Annotated in this window: 13 protein-coding genes; 8 read left to right on the plus strand and 5 right to left on the minus strand. The window is 74.0% G+C overall.

The window, feature by feature from the left end; genetic code table 11:
* Positions 1-60: 60 nt before the first annotated feature.
* Positions 61-1518, plus strand: a complete 1458-nt coding sequence (locus tag AB0B20_RS18790; RefSeq protein ID WP_357388870.1) for a M1 family metallopeptidase — start codon at positions 61-63, stop codon at positions 1516-1518.
* Between the two features lie 4 nt (positions 1519-1522).
* On the opposite strand, the gene AB0B20_RS18795 is transcribed toward AB0B20_RS18790, so the two are convergent.
* Entirely contained in the window at positions 1523-2629 is a 1107-nt protein-coding gene (locus AB0B20_RS18795) for an LCP family protein (protein ID WP_357471984.1), read from the minus strand.
* 139 nt (positions 2630-2768) lie between these two features.
* Between AB0B20_RS18795 and AB0B20_RS18800 the strand changes: the two genes are divergently transcribed.
* Both AB0B20_RS18800 and guaA read left to right on the plus strand, forming a co-directional pair.
* Positions 2769-4451 carry a GMC family oxidoreductase gene (locus AB0B20_RS18800; protein WP_357388866.1) on the plus strand — a complete coding sequence of 561 codons (1683 nt, stop codon included), beginning with the start codon at positions 2769-2771 and terminating at the stop codon, positions 4449-4451.
* A gap of 119 nt (positions 4452-4570) precedes the next feature.
* Positions 4571-6127, plus strand: a complete 1557-nt coding sequence (guaA, locus tag AB0B20_RS18805; protein ID WP_357388864.1) for a glutamine-hydrolyzing GMP synthase — start codon at positions 4571-4573, stop codon at positions 6125-6127.
* Positions 6128-6133: 6 nt separating this feature from the next.
* Here the strand turns inward: guaA and AB0B20_RS18810 are convergent, their stop codons facing one another.
* Complete coding sequence (locus AB0B20_RS18810; protein ID WP_357388862.1) at positions 6134-6505, minus strand: PspC domain-containing protein; 372 nt, start codon at positions 6503-6505, stop codon at positions 6134-6136.
* Positions 6506-6649: 144 nt separating this feature from the next.
* Here AB0B20_RS18810 and AB0B20_RS18815 point away from each other — a divergent pair, with 144 nt between their 5' ends.
* The 3 genes from AB0B20_RS18815 to AB0B20_RS18825 all read left to right on the plus strand — a co-directional run bounded on the left by AB0B20_RS18815 (position 6650) and on the right by AB0B20_RS18825 (position 9885).
* A complete protein-coding gene (locus tag AB0B20_RS18815; protein WP_013288532.1) occupies positions 6650-7597 on the plus strand; it encodes an NUDIX domain-containing protein in 948 nt (315 codons plus the stop codon).
* A 116-nt stretch (positions 7598-7713) separates the two neighbouring features.
* Positions 7714-8625 carry an NUDIX domain-containing protein gene (locus tag AB0B20_RS18820; protein ID WP_357388860.1) on the plus strand — a complete coding sequence of 304 codons (912 nt, stop codon included), beginning with the start codon at positions 7714-7716 and terminating at the stop codon, positions 8623-8625.
* Between the two features lie 345 nt (positions 8626-8970).
* A complete protein-coding gene (locus tag AB0B20_RS18825) occupies positions 8971-9885 on the plus strand; it encodes a CDP-alcohol phosphatidyltransferase family protein (protein WP_357388858.1) in 915 nt (304 codons plus the stop codon).
* A gap of 57 nt (positions 9886-9942) precedes the next feature.
* On the opposite strand, the gene AB0B20_RS18830 is transcribed toward AB0B20_RS18825, so the two are convergent.
* The 3 genes from AB0B20_RS18830 to AB0B20_RS18840 all read right to left on the minus strand — a co-directional run bounded on the left by AB0B20_RS18830 (position 9943) and on the right by AB0B20_RS18840 (position 13686).
* Positions 9943-11190 carry a phosphatidylserine decarboxylase gene (locus AB0B20_RS18830; protein WP_357388856.1) on the minus strand — a complete coding sequence of 416 codons (1248 nt, stop codon included), beginning with the start codon at positions 11188-11190 and terminating at the stop codon, positions 9943-9945.
* 154 nt (positions 11191-11344) lie between these two features.
* Complete coding sequence (locus tag AB0B20_RS18835; protein ID WP_357388891.1) at positions 11345-11764, minus strand: hypothetical protein; 420 nt, start codon at positions 11762-11764, stop codon at positions 11345-11347.
* Positions 11761-13686: a PspC domain-containing protein gene (locus AB0B20_RS18840; RefSeq protein WP_357388854.1), complete on the minus strand. Its 1926-nt coding sequence runs from the start codon at positions 13684-13686 to the stop codon at positions 11761-11763. The genes AB0B20_RS18835 and AB0B20_RS18840 overlap by 4 nt, the downstream gene beginning before the upstream one ends.
* 176 nt (positions 13687-13862) lie before the next feature.
* On the opposite strand from AB0B20_RS18840, the gene AB0B20_RS18845 reads away from it, so the two are divergent.
* Positions 13863-15113 carry a PspC domain-containing protein gene (locus tag AB0B20_RS18845; protein ID WP_357388889.1) on the plus strand — a complete coding sequence of 417 codons (1251 nt, stop codon included), beginning with the start codon at positions 13863-13865 and terminating at the stop codon, positions 15111-15113.
* A gap of 1 nt (position 15114) precedes the next feature.
* A complete protein-coding gene (locus tag AB0B20_RS18850; protein WP_357388852.1) occupies positions 15115-15792 on the plus strand; it encodes a response regulator transcription factor in 678 nt (225 codons plus the stop codon).
* Positions 15793-16107 lie beyond the last annotated feature (315 nt).

A 16107-nucleotide genomic window follows, 5' to 3' on the forward strand; every position in this document is an offset into this window, starting at 1 on the left:
CGCGGTCGGAGCGGCCCGTGGGCGGGGGCCGCCGAACGGGCCCCGGGAGGGATCGAGGCGATGACGCGGCGCGGCGCACGACGACGGCTCGGGTTGCTGGTCTGCGGCACGGTGCTGGTGGCCGGCTGCGGTTCGGCCGAGCCGGACCCGGGTCCCGCGACCCCGGCCGGCCCCGCGCCGGCGACCTCGCGCAGCTTCGCGCCGGGCGGGGCCGGCGCCGGCGATCCGTACTTCCCGAGCTACGGCAACGGCGGGTACGACGTCGCGCACTACACGGTGAAGGTGCGTTACGACCCGGAGACGGACAAGCTGAGCGGCACCACCACGCTTCGGGCCACCGCGACCGCCGACCTGTCCGCGTTCAACCTGGACCTGGCCGGGCTGACCGTCCGGTCGGTGACAGTGGACGGCGCCGCCGCCCGGCACAGCCGTACCGCCGACGAACTGGTGGTCACCCCGGCCGTCGGGCTGACCTCCGGCAACGGGTTCACCGCCGAGATCCGGTACGACGGGCGGCCGGAGGCGCTGCGCACCGAGTCGCTGGGCGAGGGCGGCTGGCTGCACACCGCCGACGGGGCGATCGCGCTCGGGCAGCCGGAGTCGGCGAGCACCTGGTTCCCGGTCAACGACCACCCGTCGGACAAGGCCACCTACGACATGGAGATCACCGTCCCGAAGGGACTGACGGCGATCTCCAACGGCGTGCCGAAGGGGAGGACGACAAGCGGCGACTGGACCACCTGGAAGTGGTCGGAGACCGCGCCGACGGCCAGTTACCTGACCATGGTGGCGATCGGGAAGTTCCGGATCACCACCGCGCGGCACAAGGGACGGCCGGTCTACAGCGCGGTCACCACCCAGGTGGCGCAGGGCGCGCCGGACCGGTCCATCGCGCGCACCGTCGAGGTCGCCGACTACCTGGAGAGCGTCTTCGGGCCGTACCCGTTCGAGGCGTACGGCGGCGTGGTGATCGCCGACGAGCGCATCCGGTACGCGCTGGAGACGCAGAGCCGGCCGGTCTACTCGGCGAGCTTCTTCCAGCGGGGCGACAACACCGGCGTGGTCGCGCACGAGCTGGCCCACCAGTGGTACGGCAACAGCGTGTCGATCCAGCGCTGGCAGGACATCTGGCTCAACGAGGGGCTGGCCACGTACGCCGAGTGGCTGTGGGCCGAGCACGTCGGCTCGACCACCGTGCAGCGCACGTTCGAGCAGAAGTACGCGAACGCCGGCGGGCCGGTGTGGCGTACGCCGCCGGGCAAGCCGGGAGTGGCCGGCCTGTTCAGCAGCTCGGTCTACGACCGGGGCGGGATGACAGTGCACGCGCTGCGGGTGGCGGTGGGCGACGTCGCTTTCTTCGCCGTCCTGCGCACCTGGGCGGCGGAGCGGAAGAACGGCAACGCCACCACCGCCGACTTCGTGGCGCTGGCCGAGCGGATCTCCGGCAAGAAGCTGGCCAAGGTCTTCGACCCGTGGCTGTACGGCACCGAGCGTCCGCCCGCCCCGAAGCCGCTGTAGGGCGTCAGTTCCGCACGCGCAGCGACGGGTGGGCGGCCAGGAACGCGTCGGCCCGCCCGCCGCGCAGCGCGGTGAGGAAGTCGCGGCCGAGCGGCCTGAGCTGCTCGCCCCGGTACGCGCCGCCGCTGCCCACCCCGGCGCCGGGCAGCACGACGAGCGTGAGCCGGTCCGTCGGCAGGCCACCCAGGGCGTACGCGAAGTCGATCAGTTTCCGGCCGTCCCCGGCGTACACCAGGGTCCTGCCCAGCGCGGCCACCACCTGCTCGACCCGCTGCGGATCGCGGGCCGTGCCCTGGTCGAGGATCTTGCGGGCCAGCGCCCGGAGCAGTTGCTGCTGGTGCCGCTGGCGGGTGTAGTCGCCGCCCGCGGTGTAGCGCTGCCGCGCGTAGTCGAGCGCCTGCCAGCCGGTCAGGTGCCGGGTGCCCTTCTCGTAGACCATCTGCGGCCCGGTGTAGCCGCCGCCGCTCAGGGTCCGCATGGTGCCGTCCGGGCGGCGGTGCCGGGACTCGACCCGCTGGTCGACGTAGAGGTCCACGCCGCCGAGCGTGTCCACCAGCTTGTCGAAGCCGCCGAACGTGATCACCGCGCCGGCGTCGATGCGCAGGCCGGTGTAGCGGGAGACGGTGGTGCGCAGCAGCTCGTACCCCTGGGCGGTGCTGGGGTTGCCCTTGTCGCCCGGCACCCGGCTGCCGTAGCTCATCGCGTGGGTGAGCTTGGTCCGGCCGCCCGGGTAGCGGGCCTTCGGGTAGGCGGGGATGTCCACCACCAGGTCCCGGGGGAGCGAGAACAGGTACGCCCGGTCCAGCCCGGCCGGTACGTGCAGCAGCAGCACGGCGTCGGCGTGCGGTTCCCAGCCGGGGATGCTGACCCGGGTGTCGACGCCGACGAGCAGCAGGTTGAGCGGGCCCTTCAGGTCGGCGCCGGGCGGCGGCGTCGGGCTGGCGGTCGTCGGGACGGGCGTGGGTGAGGCCGGGGTCGGGGGTGGGGTGGTCGGGCCGGCGACCGGTGCGGCGGGACGGTTCGCGACGAGCCGGGTGGTCACCACCGCTCCGGTGGCCACCAGCAGCGCCGCCACCAGTACGGCCAGGCCCAGCAGGCGTCGTCTCGTCACGTTCGTTCCTCCCCGTGGATTCGACGCGCCAGGTGGGCCCACGGGTTGCAACGGCGGGAATCCCGGCGATCGAGCGCTCTGCATGATGTGCGAAAAAGCCTCGTTGGCGCTATAGCTACCGGTCGGTAATGATGCGTCCATGCGCTACGACGTGGTCGTCATCGGTTCCGGGTTCGGCGGCAGCGTCACCGCGCTGCGGCTGGCCGAGAAGGGTTACTCGGTAGGGGTCCTGGAGGCCGGGCGGCGTTTCGCCGACGACGAGTTCCCCCGTACCTCCTGGCGGGCGCGGCGGTTCCTCTGGGCGCCCCGGCTCGGCTGCTTCGGGCTCCAGCGGATCACGCTGCTGCGCTCGGCCGACCGCAAGGCCGGGGGCGGCGTGCTGGTGCTCTCCGGCGCCGGGGTCGGCGGTGGGTCACTCGTCTACGCGAACACGCTCTACGAGCCGCTGGACGCGTTCTACACCGACCCGCAGTGGCGGGACATCACCGACTGGCGCGACGAGCTGGCCCGCCACTACGACCAGGCGAAGCGGATGCTCGGCGTCACCACGTATCCGATCGACACCCGCGCGGACCAGGCCGTCCGCGCGGTGGCCGAGCGGATGGGGGTGGCGCACACCTACCACCCGACGCCGGTCGGCGTGCACATCGGGCGTCCCGGCGAGCGGGTGGCCGACCCGTACTTCGGCGGGGCCGGGCCGGAGCGCACCGGCTGCAACCACTGCGGGTCGTGCATGACCGGCTGCCGGCACGGCGCCAAGAACACGCTGGTGAAGAACTACCTCTGGCTGGCCGAACGGCTCGGCGTGCGGGTGCACCCGCTGACCACCGTGACCGCCGTCCGCCCGGACCCGGCCGGCGGCTACGCGGTGCACACCGAGCGCACCGGCGCGTGGCTGCGCAAGCGGCGCGAGGTGATCCACGCCGACCAGGTGGTCTTCGCGGCCGGCGCGCTCGGCACCCAGCGGCTGCTGCACGAGATGAAGGCGACCGGCGCGCTGCCGGCGCTCTCGCCCCGGCTGGGCGAGCTGACCCGGACCAACTCCGAGGCCATCCTCGGCGCCTCGGTGGCGCCCGGCTCGGCCCGCCGGCGCGGCCTCGACTTCACCGAGGGCGTGGCGATCACCAGCTCGTTCCACCCCGACCCGCAGACCCACATCGAGCCGGTCCGCTACGGCAAGGGCTCCAACGCGATGGGCCTGCTCCAGTCGCTGCTCGTCGACGGCGGTCCCCACCGGGTCCGGCGCTGGCTGGGCAGCATCGTCCGGCAGCCCGTGCTGGCGGCACGGATGCTGTCGGTACGCCGCTGGTCCGAGCGCACCGTCATCGCGCTCGTCATGCAGTCGGTCGACAACTCGCTGACCACCCGCTACCGCAGGGGCCGGCTGGTCTCCGGCCCCGGCCACGGCGAGCCCAACCCGACCTGGATCCCGGCCGGCAACACGGCGGCCCGGCTGCTCGCCGAGGAGATCGGCGGCACCCCCGGCGGTGCGGTCACCGAGCCGTTCAACATCCCGGTGACCGCGCACATCCTCGGCGGCGCGGTGATCGGCGCCACCCCGGACGAGGGGGTCGTCGACCCGTGGCACCGGGTGTACGGCCACCCGGGGCTGCACGTGGTGGACGGCGCGGCGGTCTCGGCGAACCTGGGCGTCAACCCGTCGCTGACGATCACCGCGCAGGCCGAGCGGGCCATGTCGTACTGGCCCAACAAGGGCGAGGCGGACCCGCGCCCGGCGCCCGGGTCGGCGTACACCCGGGTGGCACCGGTCGCGCCGCGGCGCCCCGCCGTCCCCGACCACGCCCCCGCCGCCCTGCGGTGAAAGGAAGGGCCCCTTCTTAACGCCTCCTGTAGAGGAAGGGCCCCCTGTTAACACATGCATCCCGCCACATCGCCGGGGCGCGTCCGGCGGTCCCGTGACTGTCGGTAGGCTTTGCGCACATGAGCACGCCTCGCCCCGTCCTCGTGGTGGACTTCGGAGCCCAGTACGCCCAGCTCATCGCGCGCCGTGTCCGCGAGGCGAAGGTCTACTCGGAGATCGTCCCGCATTCCATGCCGGTGTCCGAGATGCTGGCGAAGAACCCGGCCGCGATCATCCTGTCCGGCGGCCCGGCCAGCGTCTACGCTCCGGACGCGCCGCAGATCGACGCCGGGATGTTCGACGCCGGGGTTCCGGTCTTCGGCATCTGCTACGGCTTCCAGGCCATGGCCCAGGCGCTCGGCGGCACCGTCGCGCGCACCGGCAACCGCGAGTACGGCGGCACCCCGCTGCGCCCGCGCCTGACCGAGCCCGGCGTGCTGCTGCGTGACCTGCCCGCCGACCTGCCGGTCTGGATGAGCCACGGCGACTGCGTCACCGAGGCCCCGGAGGGCTTCACCGTCACCGCCGAGTCGGCGGGCGCGCCGGTCGCCGCGTTCGAGGACGTGGCCGGCCGCCGGGCCGGCGTGCAGTTCCACCCCGAGGTCGGGCACACCGCGCACGGCCAGGAGATGCTCACCCGCTTCCTGTACGACATCGCCGGCATCGAACCGACGTGGACGCCGTCGAACATCATCGACGAGCAGGTCGCCCGGATCCGCGAGCAGATCGGCGACAAGGAGGTCATCTGCGGTCTCTCCGGCGGCGTCGACTCGGCGGTCGCCGCCGCGCTCGTGCACCGCGCCGTGGGCGACCAGCTCACCTGCGTGTTCGTGGACCACGGCCTGCTGCGCGCCGGTGAGGCCGAGCAGGTCGAGAAGGACTACGTCGCCGCCACCGGCATCAAGCTCAAGGTGGTCGACGCCCGGGAAAGGTTCCTCGGCGCGCTCGCCGGGGTCACCGACCCGGAGCAGAAGCGCAAGATCATCGGTCGGGAGTTCATCCGGGTCTTCGAGGCCGCCGCCCGGGAGATCGCCGCGCACGGCGACGTGGAATACCTGGTGCAGGGCACGCTCTACCCGGACGTGGTGGAGTCCGGCGGCGGCACCGGCACCGCCAACATCAAGAGCCACCACAACGTCGGCGGCCTGCCCGAGGACCTGAAGTTCTCGCTGGTCGAGCCGCTGCGCACGCTGTTCAAGGACGAGGTCCGCACGATCGGCCTGGAGCTGGGACTGCCCGAGGCGATGGTGTGGCGGCACCCGTTCCCGGGCCCGGGCCTGGCCATCCGGATCATCGGCGCGGTCGACGAGGAGCGTCTCGCCGTGCTCCGCAAGGCCGACCTGATCGCCCGGCAGGAGCTGACCTCGGCCGGCCTGGACCGGGGCGTCTGGCAGTTCCCGGTGGTGCTGCTGGCCGACGTGCGCAGCGTCGGGGTGCAGGGCGACGGGCGCACCTACGGTCACCCGGTGGTGCTGCGCCCGGTCTCCAGCGAGGACGCGATGACCGCCGACTGGTCGCGGCTGCCCTACGACGTGGTGGCCCGGATCTCCACCCGGATCACAAACGAGGTCGCCGAGGTCAACCGCGTGGTCCTGGACGTGACGAGCAAGCCGCCGGGCACCATCGAGTGGGAGTGACGGGGCTCAGGCCGCCGGCGGTGTCTGCGGTCCGGCGTCCGGCCGCGCCTGCGGTCCGGCCTCGGGCCGTGGCACCTGCGGCGTAGTCGGCGCCTGCGTAGTCGGCGGGACCGGCGGCCAGCCCGGCGCGGTGCCCGGCGGGTGCGGCCAGGCGGGGGCGCCGGCCGGCTCCTCGGGCATCAGGAACCACATGATCGGGTACGCGAGCGCGGCGAGCCCGCCGGTGAGCACCGTGGCGGCTGCGAAGATCACCCGGATCAGCGTGGGGTCGGCGGCGAAGTAGCGGCCGAGGCCGCTCGCCACCCCGGCGATCATGCGGTCGCTGACCGGTCGGCGGAGCTGCTTGTACGGGGCCTGGGAGGGGTTCGGGAAGGTCATGTGTCAACGGTCCCGCGCGCTGTGGCGGGCGACCTCGGTGACCGCCCGGACGCCTACCCTGAACCGTCCCTGAGACGCCAGCCGAGAGTCAGGAATCTGACTCTTTTCGATCCCGGTAACCCGCTCCGGGGAGAATTTGCTCCCGTGACCACCTCGCTGGAGCCGCTCCGCAGGATCGCGGCATACGCAGTTTGTGCTGATTCAAACGGCCGAGTGTTGCTGGTCCGCGCATCGGAGCGCTCCGGCACCCCCGGCACCTGGTCGCTCCCCGGAGGCGCGGTCGACCACGGTGAGGACCCCAAACACACAGTCGTACGGGAGACCGCTGCCGAGACCGGGCTCTCGGTGGCTGTGGCCGGTCTCCAGGACGTGCTCGCCGACATGCGGGCGCTGCCCGAGCGGCACATCACGATCCACACCGACCGGCTGCTCTACACCGTCTCGGTACGCGGCGGGACGCTCACCGAGCGGGTCGACCGCCCGACCGACCTGGCCCGCTGGTTCACCCTCGACGAGGCCCGGGAGCTGCCCCTGCGGTCGTTCACCGCACGTGCCCTGGGCCTGCCCACCTCCACCGACGACATCGTGCCGGAGGAGGTGCCCGAGTTCCCCTCCTTCTACGCCGTACCCGGCCCGGACGGGTTGCACCGGGCGCAGCGCTTCGCCGCGTACGCGGTGGTGACCGACCCGGAGGAGCGCGTGCTGCTGACCCGGGTCTCCGACGGCTACCCGGGCGCCGGCTGCTGGCACCTGCCCGGTGGCGGCACCGACTACGGCGAGCAGCCGGGCGCGGCGCTGATCCGGGAACTCGTCGAGGAGACCGGCCAGACCGGCCGCCTGGTCGAGCTGCTCGGCGTGGCCAGCCACCGGGACGCCGCCTCGCTCGGCCCGGAGGGCTACCCGATCGACTGGCACGGCGTACGCGCGTTCTACCGGGTGGTCGTCGACCAGCCCGCGCCACCCACGGTGGCCGACATCGGCGGCTCCACCTGCGAGGCCCGCTGGTTCCGCCGCGAGGAACTGGGCGCCCTCCCCACCGACCGCCTCACCGAGGTGACGGCCGAAGCGGTCCAGGCCGCCCACCTCCTCTGACCCCCGGCCCCTCCGGGCCCCCACCCCGGCGATCATGAGGTTGACGGGGCGAGATGTCCGCCTCGGTACCGCTAACCTCATGATCGACGGGGTGGGGCGCGGGGGAGGGGTGGGCTGTGGAGCAGCGGCGGCGGATCGGGGCCTACGGGGTGCTGCGGGACTCCGAGGGGCGGGTGTTGCTGGCGCGCGGCTCGGCGCGGTGCCCGTACCCGGGGGTGTGGCAGTTGCCCGGCGGCGGCGTCGAGCACGCGGAACACCCGGCCGACACCGTGGTACGCGAGTTCGCCGAGGAGACCGGCCTGACCGTGGCGCCCGGTGCGATCCGGGCCGCGGTGGCCGACGTGACCCCGTTCCGCACCGAGACCGTCGCGATGCACACCGACCGGCTGATCTTCGAGGTCGAGGCGCGGGGCGGGCGGCTGCGGCCCGAGCCGGCCGGTGGCACCGACGAGGTGGGCTGGTTCACGCCCGAGGAGGCCGCCGCCCGGCTGCTGATGCCGTTCACCGCCGAGCTGCTCGGCCTGCCGGTGACGCCACTGCCGGCCGGCATGCCCCGGGGGCTGCCCGTCGACCCGGCCGGGCCGGCCGCCGACCGACGGCAGCGCTTCGCCGCGTACGGGCTGGTCACCGACCCCGCCGGCCGGGTGCTGCTCACCATGATCGCCGACGGCTACCCGGGCGCGGGTCAGTGGCACCTGCCCGGCGGCGGCACCGACCACGGTGAGCAGCCGGCCGCCGGTCTGCTGCGCGAGCTGGTCGAGGAGGCCGGGCAGCTGGGCCGGGTGGTCGACCTGATCGCCGTGGACAACCTGCACAACCCGGGCGCGCTCGGTCCGGAGCGGCGCCCGCTGGACTGGCACGGCGTCCGGGTGATCTACCGGGTACGCGTGGACGCGCCGACCGAGGCGGTGGTGACCGAGCTGGCCGGTGGCTCGACCGCGCGGGCGGCCTGGTTCGCCCCGGAGCAGGTCACGGCCCTGCGGATGACCGACGTGGCGGCCCGCGCCACCGGCCGGAGGGTGAGCTGAATCGCTCGCCGAGCCGCCCTTGGTGACCTCCGGTACAGTCAGGAGCAAGGGTTGACACCGAAAACGGGCGATGAAGCCCGAGATGGGAATGATTGAGCGGTTCGCGCGGTTACGCCAGATATAACTACCGCCGGCAGCTATCGCCAAGCCCCTGTCCCCTGTGCAATGGTGTACTCCGCAAAAGGGCTGCCGGATCCGAAAGGTCCGGCACGAGACAGCCGGACACCCGCCCCGCCAAGGGCGGCCAGCCGATCCGGTGATGGAGGAAACGTGCCGAGAGCCCCATGGCGCCGGCGTCGTACGACTGACAGTCCGCGCCCCGCAGGGCGTCGCTGGGCGGGCCGGTTGCGCCGCAGCAGCACGTTCGCCCGCCAGGTGCTGCTGGTCCGAGTGGGCCGCCGGGACGGCATGGCCGTCTCGGGGACCGACCGGGTCACCCCCGACCACCGCTACGCCGATCGCCAGCGCCTGCGCTACGGCCGGCTCGACACCGAGATCGAGGCGGTACGCCCGGTCAGCCCGGCGCTCGCCCCGGCCGCCCCGGTCGACGACGAGGCCTCGGCGATGTCGATCCCGCTCCTGCCGGGTGAGCGCACCGCCGCCCGCCGGGCCAAGTTCGCGCTCGTCAACGCGTGCACGCTGAGCAGCCTCATGCTCGGCATGCTGGCCATCTTCCTGGCCATGCGCGGTGACGTGCAGATCGCCGCGATCTGCCTGATCGCCTGCGTCGCGTTCGACGGCCTCGACGGTGCGCTGGCCCGCAAGCTCGGCGTGGCCAGCCCGTTCGGCGCGCAGATGGACTCGCTCGCCGACATGTGCTCGTTCGGCCTCGCCGCGCCGGTAGTGGTCTACGCCTCGCTGGCCGGTTCGGCGCCCCCGGCGGCCGCCGCGGTCTCCTGTGCGCTCGTCGCCGCCTGCGCGGCGATCCGGCTCGCCCGGTTCAACGTCTCGCCGAAGGACGGCCGCTTCTTCTGCGGCGTGCCGACCACCATGGCGGCAGCAGTGCTGGCCCTGACCGTGGCCATCGGCGTGCCGGTCCCCGGCCTGGTCATGGTGGCCGGCGTGGCGCTGCTCGCCTTCGCCATGGTGTCCAGCTTCCCGTACGCCAAGCTCGCCCGGCTGCTGAGGCTGCCGCCGTGGCTCTGGCTGGCCCCGGTGGTGGGTGCGCTCGTCGACATCCGGCTCACGTTCGCCCTCGTGGTGGTGGGCTACCTGGTCAGCGGCCCGCTGCTCTGGCTGCACCAGCGCCGTACCGCCTGACCCGAGAACGACAGAAGGGGCGCCGCGAGAGCGGCGCCCCTTCTTCGTGTGCGGCGCTCAGCGCCAGCGGGCGATCACCGTGGCGCCGCCGACCACCTTGTCACCCGGGCCGACGAGCGGGTCCGCGGCGTCGGCCGGCAGGTAGACGTCGGTACGCGAGCCGAACCGGATCAGGCCGAAGCGCTCCCCCCGGGCCAGCAGCGAGCCGACCGGCGCCCGCTGCACGATCCGGCGGGCGATCAGCCCGGTGCGCTGCGCGACCACCACCGTGCCGTGGTCGGTGTCCAGCACCGTGTACGCGGCCACGTTGTGCTCGGCGTCCGGCTTCATGGCGTTGACGAACCCGCCGTCGGCGACGAAGTAGTCGACCACCTTGCCGGCCACCGGGGCGCGGTTGACGTGCACGTCCAGCACCGACAGGAAGACCGCGATCCGCAGCCACTCGCCGTCACCGAAGCGCTCGTCCTGAAGGCGCTGCACGGACAGCACCTGACCGTCCGCCGAGGCCACCACCGCCGACGGGTCCTCCGGCACGTCCCGCTCCGGGTCCCGGAAGAACGCGGCCACCGGCGCGGCGGCCAGCGCCGGCAGCAGCCAGAGCTTCGACTTCGGCCGCGCGGCCCGGGCCAGGGCGGCCAGGCCGAGCGTGATGCCCGCGGCGGCCACGCCGTTCGAGTCGATGTGCATGCCCCGGGTCAGCGGCACGCTCGACGGCCGGTACGCCGGGGACAGCGAGGCCGCGAGCGCGACCGGCGCCGGGCTGAAGCGCAGGTGGTGCACGCGTACCGGCGGGGTGTTGCGCAGCACCAGGTCGGTGCGTACGCCGTGCAGCACGCCCTGCCGGTCCAGCTCGCCGTCGGCGCCCTCGGTGCGGAACAGCGGCGCGGCGACGCTCAGCACCGCGCCCTCGGCGAGGTACTTCACCAGCCCGTCGACGGCGGCGCGCGCCTCGTCCGCGGTGCCGGTGAACGGCTCGGCGACGATCACCACCGCGGCGGCGTCCGCCTCGGCGAGCGTGTCGGCCACGCGTACCCGGTCGGCGACCCAGCGGCCCTGCGCCGTGACGTGTTCGCGCAGCGCCGCCACGGCGGCGCCCTCCGCCGGCACCACAGTCAGCCGGTCGCCGGGGAGCAGCGCCTCGATCGCGGCGGCCAGCACCGCGGACTCCGGGGTCGCACCGACCAGCAGGCCGGCCTTCGGGTCGTTACGCCGGGCGAACTCGCTGACGAGCGTGCGGGCGGCGCGCTCGCCGATGCGGACCGCACCGGAGGGACCGGTGACGCGCACGGCGGGGGACTGGGTCATGTCGGACGGGCTCCTGACGAGATAGCGAACGGACGGGGCGGCTCCGGCGACCCGACCGGCGGCTCCGGCGAGTCGGGGGCGCGGGCCGGCCGGCGGAGGCGAGATCTCCGCCGACCAGCATAGGCCGCGTCCGAAGGGCGCCGCAGTGGCGCGGTCAGGCCGGATCCTCCGGCGTACGGCGCTGCCGAACCGGTTCGTCGGCCGGTTCGTCGAGCGGCGGCAGTTCGCGGGTGGCCGGCTCGGCGGGGTCGGTGGTCGCCTCGGTGGCCCATTCGTCGGCGCCGTCGGTCGTCGCCGTGCCACCGGCCGTCGCCGTGCCACCGGCCGGGGAACCGTACGGCGCGGCGACGGTGACCTCCGGTGCGGGCGGCGGGGCGGGCTGCTCCGGGGCGCGGCCCGAGCGCAGCGCGCCGATCAGCCCGAGCAGTCCGATCACCACCAGCCCGCCGGCCAGGAACCAGCCGACCGGCGGTACGGCGAGGCCGAGGATCCGGGCCAGCAGCCACCAGACGGACAGGCCGAGGAAGAGGAGTCCGAAAGCGAGCGACACGAGGTCGGTACGGTGCGCCTTCACCGGGTCACCTCCAGCTTGCCGGCGTTCACGTGGACGAAGAGGCGTAGCTTGCCGCCACCGGGACCGTCGGGGCCGGCGTCGGTGGTCTCCCACTGACGACCGCCGAGCCCGCCGCTGCGCCGGCCGAAGACGGTGGCGTCACCGGCGTTCACGTCGGCCACCGTGGTCACGTCGACGTTCGGCGGTACGACCACCGTCGCGTTGCCGAGGTTCACGTCGACTGTCACCTGGACGTCCTGCTTGTCGAAGTCGATACCGCGCAGGTCGAGCGTCGCGTCACCGAGGTTGTTCTCGTACCGGCTCGCCAGGTCGCGCAGGTCGGTCGGGGCCCAGGTGACGTTGCCGTCGATGCCGCGTACCCGGTCGTAGGACTCGGCGACGGTGGCGATGCCGAGCGCCGCCGCGGTCACCAGGCCCAGCGCGATCAGCCAGCGGGCCCGGCCGAACCAGGTGCCGACGAGCAGGCCGAGGCCGATGGTCGCGAGCACGGCGGCGAAGTAGCCGGCGGCGCCGACCGGGAAGACGTCGAGCAGGTCGAGCATGGCCACCACGCCGAGCGCCAGGAAGATCAGCGAGAACGTGACCGCGCCGAGCGCCGAGCGCTCTTTGGGCCGCTTCGGCGGCCGCGGCGGCCGGACCGGTGGCGGGACGGGCGGGCCGGGCGGTGATCCGGCGTAGGGGCCGTGCGGGGCGAACGGCGGCCGGTAGCCGCCGGGCGGCAGCGGCGCGCCCACCGGCGCGGGCGGCGGCACGGCGGCCGGCTCGTCCAGCCGGGAGCCCGCGTCCCGCGCGCCCGGCCAGGCCGGGTTCCCGCCGTATGTGGGCCAGGAGGCGGTGTCGGCGACCGCGCCGGTCACGTGCCGCATCGAGACGGTCGTCGGCTCGGCCGGGGCCGGCCGGGTGCCCGCAGCGGCGGGCCAGCCCGGCGCGGGCAGCGTCGGGTAGCCGGTCGCGGGCCCGGAGAAGCTCGCCGGGTTGCCCGGCTCGTGCTCCGCGCCGGACGTCACGGGGTTGTCCGGCTCAGAGGCGCCCGGCGTCGGGTAGCCGGGCTCGGCGGCGGGCACCGGCGGGTGGCCGGGCTCGGGCGCGGGCGGGTACCCCGGCTCGGGGCGGCGGGCCGGCGGGTAGCCGGGCTCCGGTTGGGTGGCGGGCAGGACAGCGCCGGGCAGGCCGGTGGCGGGCGCCACGCCGGGGCGTGCCGGCGGCACGGCCGGCCCGGCGGGCGCGCCGGTCCACGGCGCCGCGGGGGGAGCCGCGGGCCATGTACCCGGCGCCGGGGCCTGCGGTGCGGGCCAGGCCACCGGCGGCACCGGACCCGGCGGGGGACCGTGCGGCGGCGCCGGCTGAGCCGGGCGCTGCGCCGGGCCGCGCTGGTCGCGGTTGAGCAGGAGCGCGCCGCCGATCAGGATCACCGCGCCGAGGAGGATCGCCCGGAACCCGTCGGTCACGACGTAGGCGAAGCCGAGCGCCACCACGATGCTGAGCACGATCACCGTGATCGGCGACATGCTGGACCGGCCCCGGCCGAGCATGGCCTCCAGCGGCGAGGCGGTGTCGCCCTCGCCGGGGACGATGAGCCAGCCGGCGATGTACACGATGATGCCGATGCCGCCGAAGAAGCCGAGCACGGCCAGCAGCACGCGCCACAGCACCGGGTCGGTGTTCGTGGCCCGGCCGATGGCGGCGCACACCCCGGCCAGGTAGCGGCCCTGGCGAGGGCGTACCAGGCCGTACCGGGTGGTGAAGCCGGCGGCGCCGGGCGGTGGGGCGTACCCACCGGGTGGCGGACCGGCGAACGGCGTGCCGCCGCCGGGCGGTGGTGCCGCCTGGTCGGTGGTGGGCGCCGCTCCCGGCGGGGGCGGCGGCGGGGCGTCCTGTGCTGCCGCCCAGGGGCGGGGCGGACGGGCAGCGTCCTCGTTCATGGCTTCGATACTGCTGCCCCGGCCGCCCGAACAGCCTCCGGACCCGACCCTGACCCCACCCTGAGATCCGCGGCCGGTGAAACTCCGGGGCGTCCCCGTGGTCCGGGGCGTCGCCGCCGTGTGACGATCTGAGCGTCGGCGCTGCCGCCACATCCGCCTCGACCTGGGAGTCTCCGATCAGCAGCACCCCCGCACCGCACGCCCCGCGCCTCTACCGGGCCACCGAGCACCGGCTGGCCGCCGGGGTGGCCGCGGGCATCGCCGAGCACCTGGGCATCCCGGTGCTGCGGGTCCGCGTGGCGTTCATGGTGCTGCTCGGGTTGAGTGGTCTCGGACTGCTGCTCTACGCCGCCTTCTGGGCGGTGGTCCCGCCCCGCCCCGGCGACACCGCCGCCCCGCCCCGCCGCGACCTCGCCCAGCTGCTGCCGTTCGTGGTGATCGGCCTCGGCGTGCTGCTGCTCCAGGTGGTCGCGTTCAACTCGGTGGGCGCGGCCGGCACCGCCGGCTGGCTGGTGGCGATCATCGCGGTCGGCGCGGGCGTCATCTGGCACCAGGCCGCCCCGGAGCGCCGCCGGCAGTGGGGCGACTCCGCGGTGCCCTGGCTGGGCGCGGTGGTGGAGGAGAGCGACAGGCGTGCGTTCGTGCTGCGCTTCATCGGCGGCGGCGTGCTCGTCGCGGTCGGCATCATCGGCGTGGCGGCCGTCTACTCGCCGTCGCAGAACTTCGACGCGGTGCTCAACGGCGTGATCTTCGCGTTGGTCGGGCTGGCCGGCGTGGGCGTGGTCACCGGTCCGGTGCTCTGGCGCACCTGGAACCAGCTGCGATCCGAGCGGGAGGGCCGCATCCGGGAGCAGGAGCGCGCCGAACTGGCCGCGATGGTGCACGACCAGGTGCTGCACACGCTGGCCCTGATCCAGCGCAACGCCAGCGACGTCAAGACGGTGCAGCGGCTGGCCCGGGGTCAGGAGCGCTCGCTGCGCAACTGGCTCTACAAGCCGACCGCGTCGCCCACCGAGCGCTTCGCGGCCGCGCTGGAGCAGGCCGCCGCCGAGGTGGAGGACACCTTCGCCATCACCGTCGAGGTGGTGGTGGTCGGCGACCGGGAGACCGACGAGCGGGTGGGCGCGATAGTGGCCGCCGCCCGGGAGGCTCTGGTCAACGCGGCCCGGCACGCCGGTGTGCAGACCGTGTCGCTGTACGCCGAGGTGGAGCCGGAGCAGGTGAGCGTGTTCGTCCGGGACCGGGGCAAGGGCTTCGACCCGGATACCGTGGAGAATCACCGGCACGGCGTCCGGGGCTCGATCATCGGACGGATGAAGCGGCACGGCGGCCGGGCGGAGATCCGGTCCGAGCCGGGGGAAGGGACCGAGGTCCGGCTGATCCTGCCGATCAGCGGCTCCGGCCCCACGGCGGAAAGGGACAGGTGACATGTCCGAGCAGGAACCGGTCGAGGGTACGACGCCGCGCGGGCCGCTGCGGGTGTTCCTCGTCGACGACCACGCGATGTTCCGGGCCGGCGTCCGCGCCGAGCTGGGCGCACGGGTGGATGTGGTCGGCGAGGCCAGCTCGGTGGCCGAGGCGGTGACCCGGATCGCGGCCACCGCGCCGGACGTGGTGCTGCTCGACGTGCACATGCCCGACGGCGGTGGCCGCGCGGTGCTGGAGGCGATGCGGCGTACCCACCCGCAGGTGCGGTTCCTGGCGTTGAGCGTCTCCGACGCCGCCGAGGACGTGATCGGCCTGATCCGCGCCGGCGCGCGGGGGTACGTCACGAAGACGATCTCGCCGGAGGAGCTGACCGACGCGATCCGCCGGGTGGCCGACGGCGACGCGGTTTTCAGTCCGCGGCTGGCCGGGTTCGTGCTGGACGCGTTCGCCTCCCGGCCGGACGCGCCGGTGGCCGACCCCGAGCTGGACCAGCTCACCAACCGCGAGCGCGAGGTGCTGCGGCTGCTCGCCCGGGGGTACGCGTACAAGGAGATCGCCAAGGAGCTGTACATCTCGATCAAGACGGTCGAGACGCACGTCTCCAACGTGTTGCGCAAGCTCCAGATGTCGAACCGGTACGAGTTGTCCCGCTGGGCCGCCGACCGCCGGCTGGTCTAGGACCGGCTGCCGCCCGGGGGCGGGGCCTCGGCGGCCTCGTACCCCGGGGTGGTCGTGTCGACCGCTCAGTCGGCATGACATCATCCGGACGGACAGAAAACGCGACAGTCGTACGCCCACCAGGAACGTCCGCGCCGGCGCGGCGAACGTCACAGCTCCCCTGCCGTAGGGACACCCGTCGACCTCTTGCTGCCCGTTCTGCCTGTTCAGGGCCCTATCGTCCGCACACTTTGTGATCTTTTCTCAAGTATCGGCAACGTGGCGACCAACTAACGGCTTGATAACGGCACCTTCACGGAAAGGGCCGGTTGGTGT

This window comes from Micromonospora sp. NPDC049151 (assembly GCF_040648395.1).
Taxonomy (GTDB): domain Bacteria; phylum Actinomycetota; class Actinomycetes; order Mycobacteriales; family Micromonosporaceae; genus Micromonospora.

Excerpts from the sequence above, each read along its gene's own strand:
- AB0B20_RS18810 (WP_357388862.1), bottom strand. The coding sequence starts at position 6,505 with ATGACCTTCCCGAACCCCTCCCAGGCCCCGTACAAGCAGCTCCGCCGA.
- AB0B20_RS18850 (WP_357388852.1), top strand. The coding sequence starts at position 15,115 with ATGTCCGAGCAGGAACCGGTCGAGGGTACGACGCCGCGCGGGCCGCTG.
- AB0B20_RS18840 (WP_357388854.1), bottom strand. The coding sequence starts at position 13,686 with ATGAACGAGGACGCTGCCCGTCCGCCCCGCCCCTGGGCGGCAGCACAG.
- AB0B20_RS18830 (WP_357388856.1), bottom strand. The coding sequence starts at position 11,190 with ATGACCCAGTCCCCCGCCGTGCGCGTCACCGGTCCCTCCGGTGCGGTC.
- AB0B20_RS18800 (WP_357388866.1), top strand. The coding sequence starts at position 2,769 with ATGCGCTACGACGTGGTCGTCATCGGTTCCGGGTTCGGCGGCAGCGTC.
- AB0B20_RS18790 (WP_357388870.1), top strand. The coding sequence starts at position 61 with ATGACGCGGCGCGGCGCACGACGACGGCTCGGGTTGCTGGTCTGCGGC.
- guaA (WP_357388864.1), top strand. The coding sequence starts at position 4,571 with ATGAGCACGCCTCGCCCCGTCCTCGTGGTGGACTTCGGAGCCCAGTAC.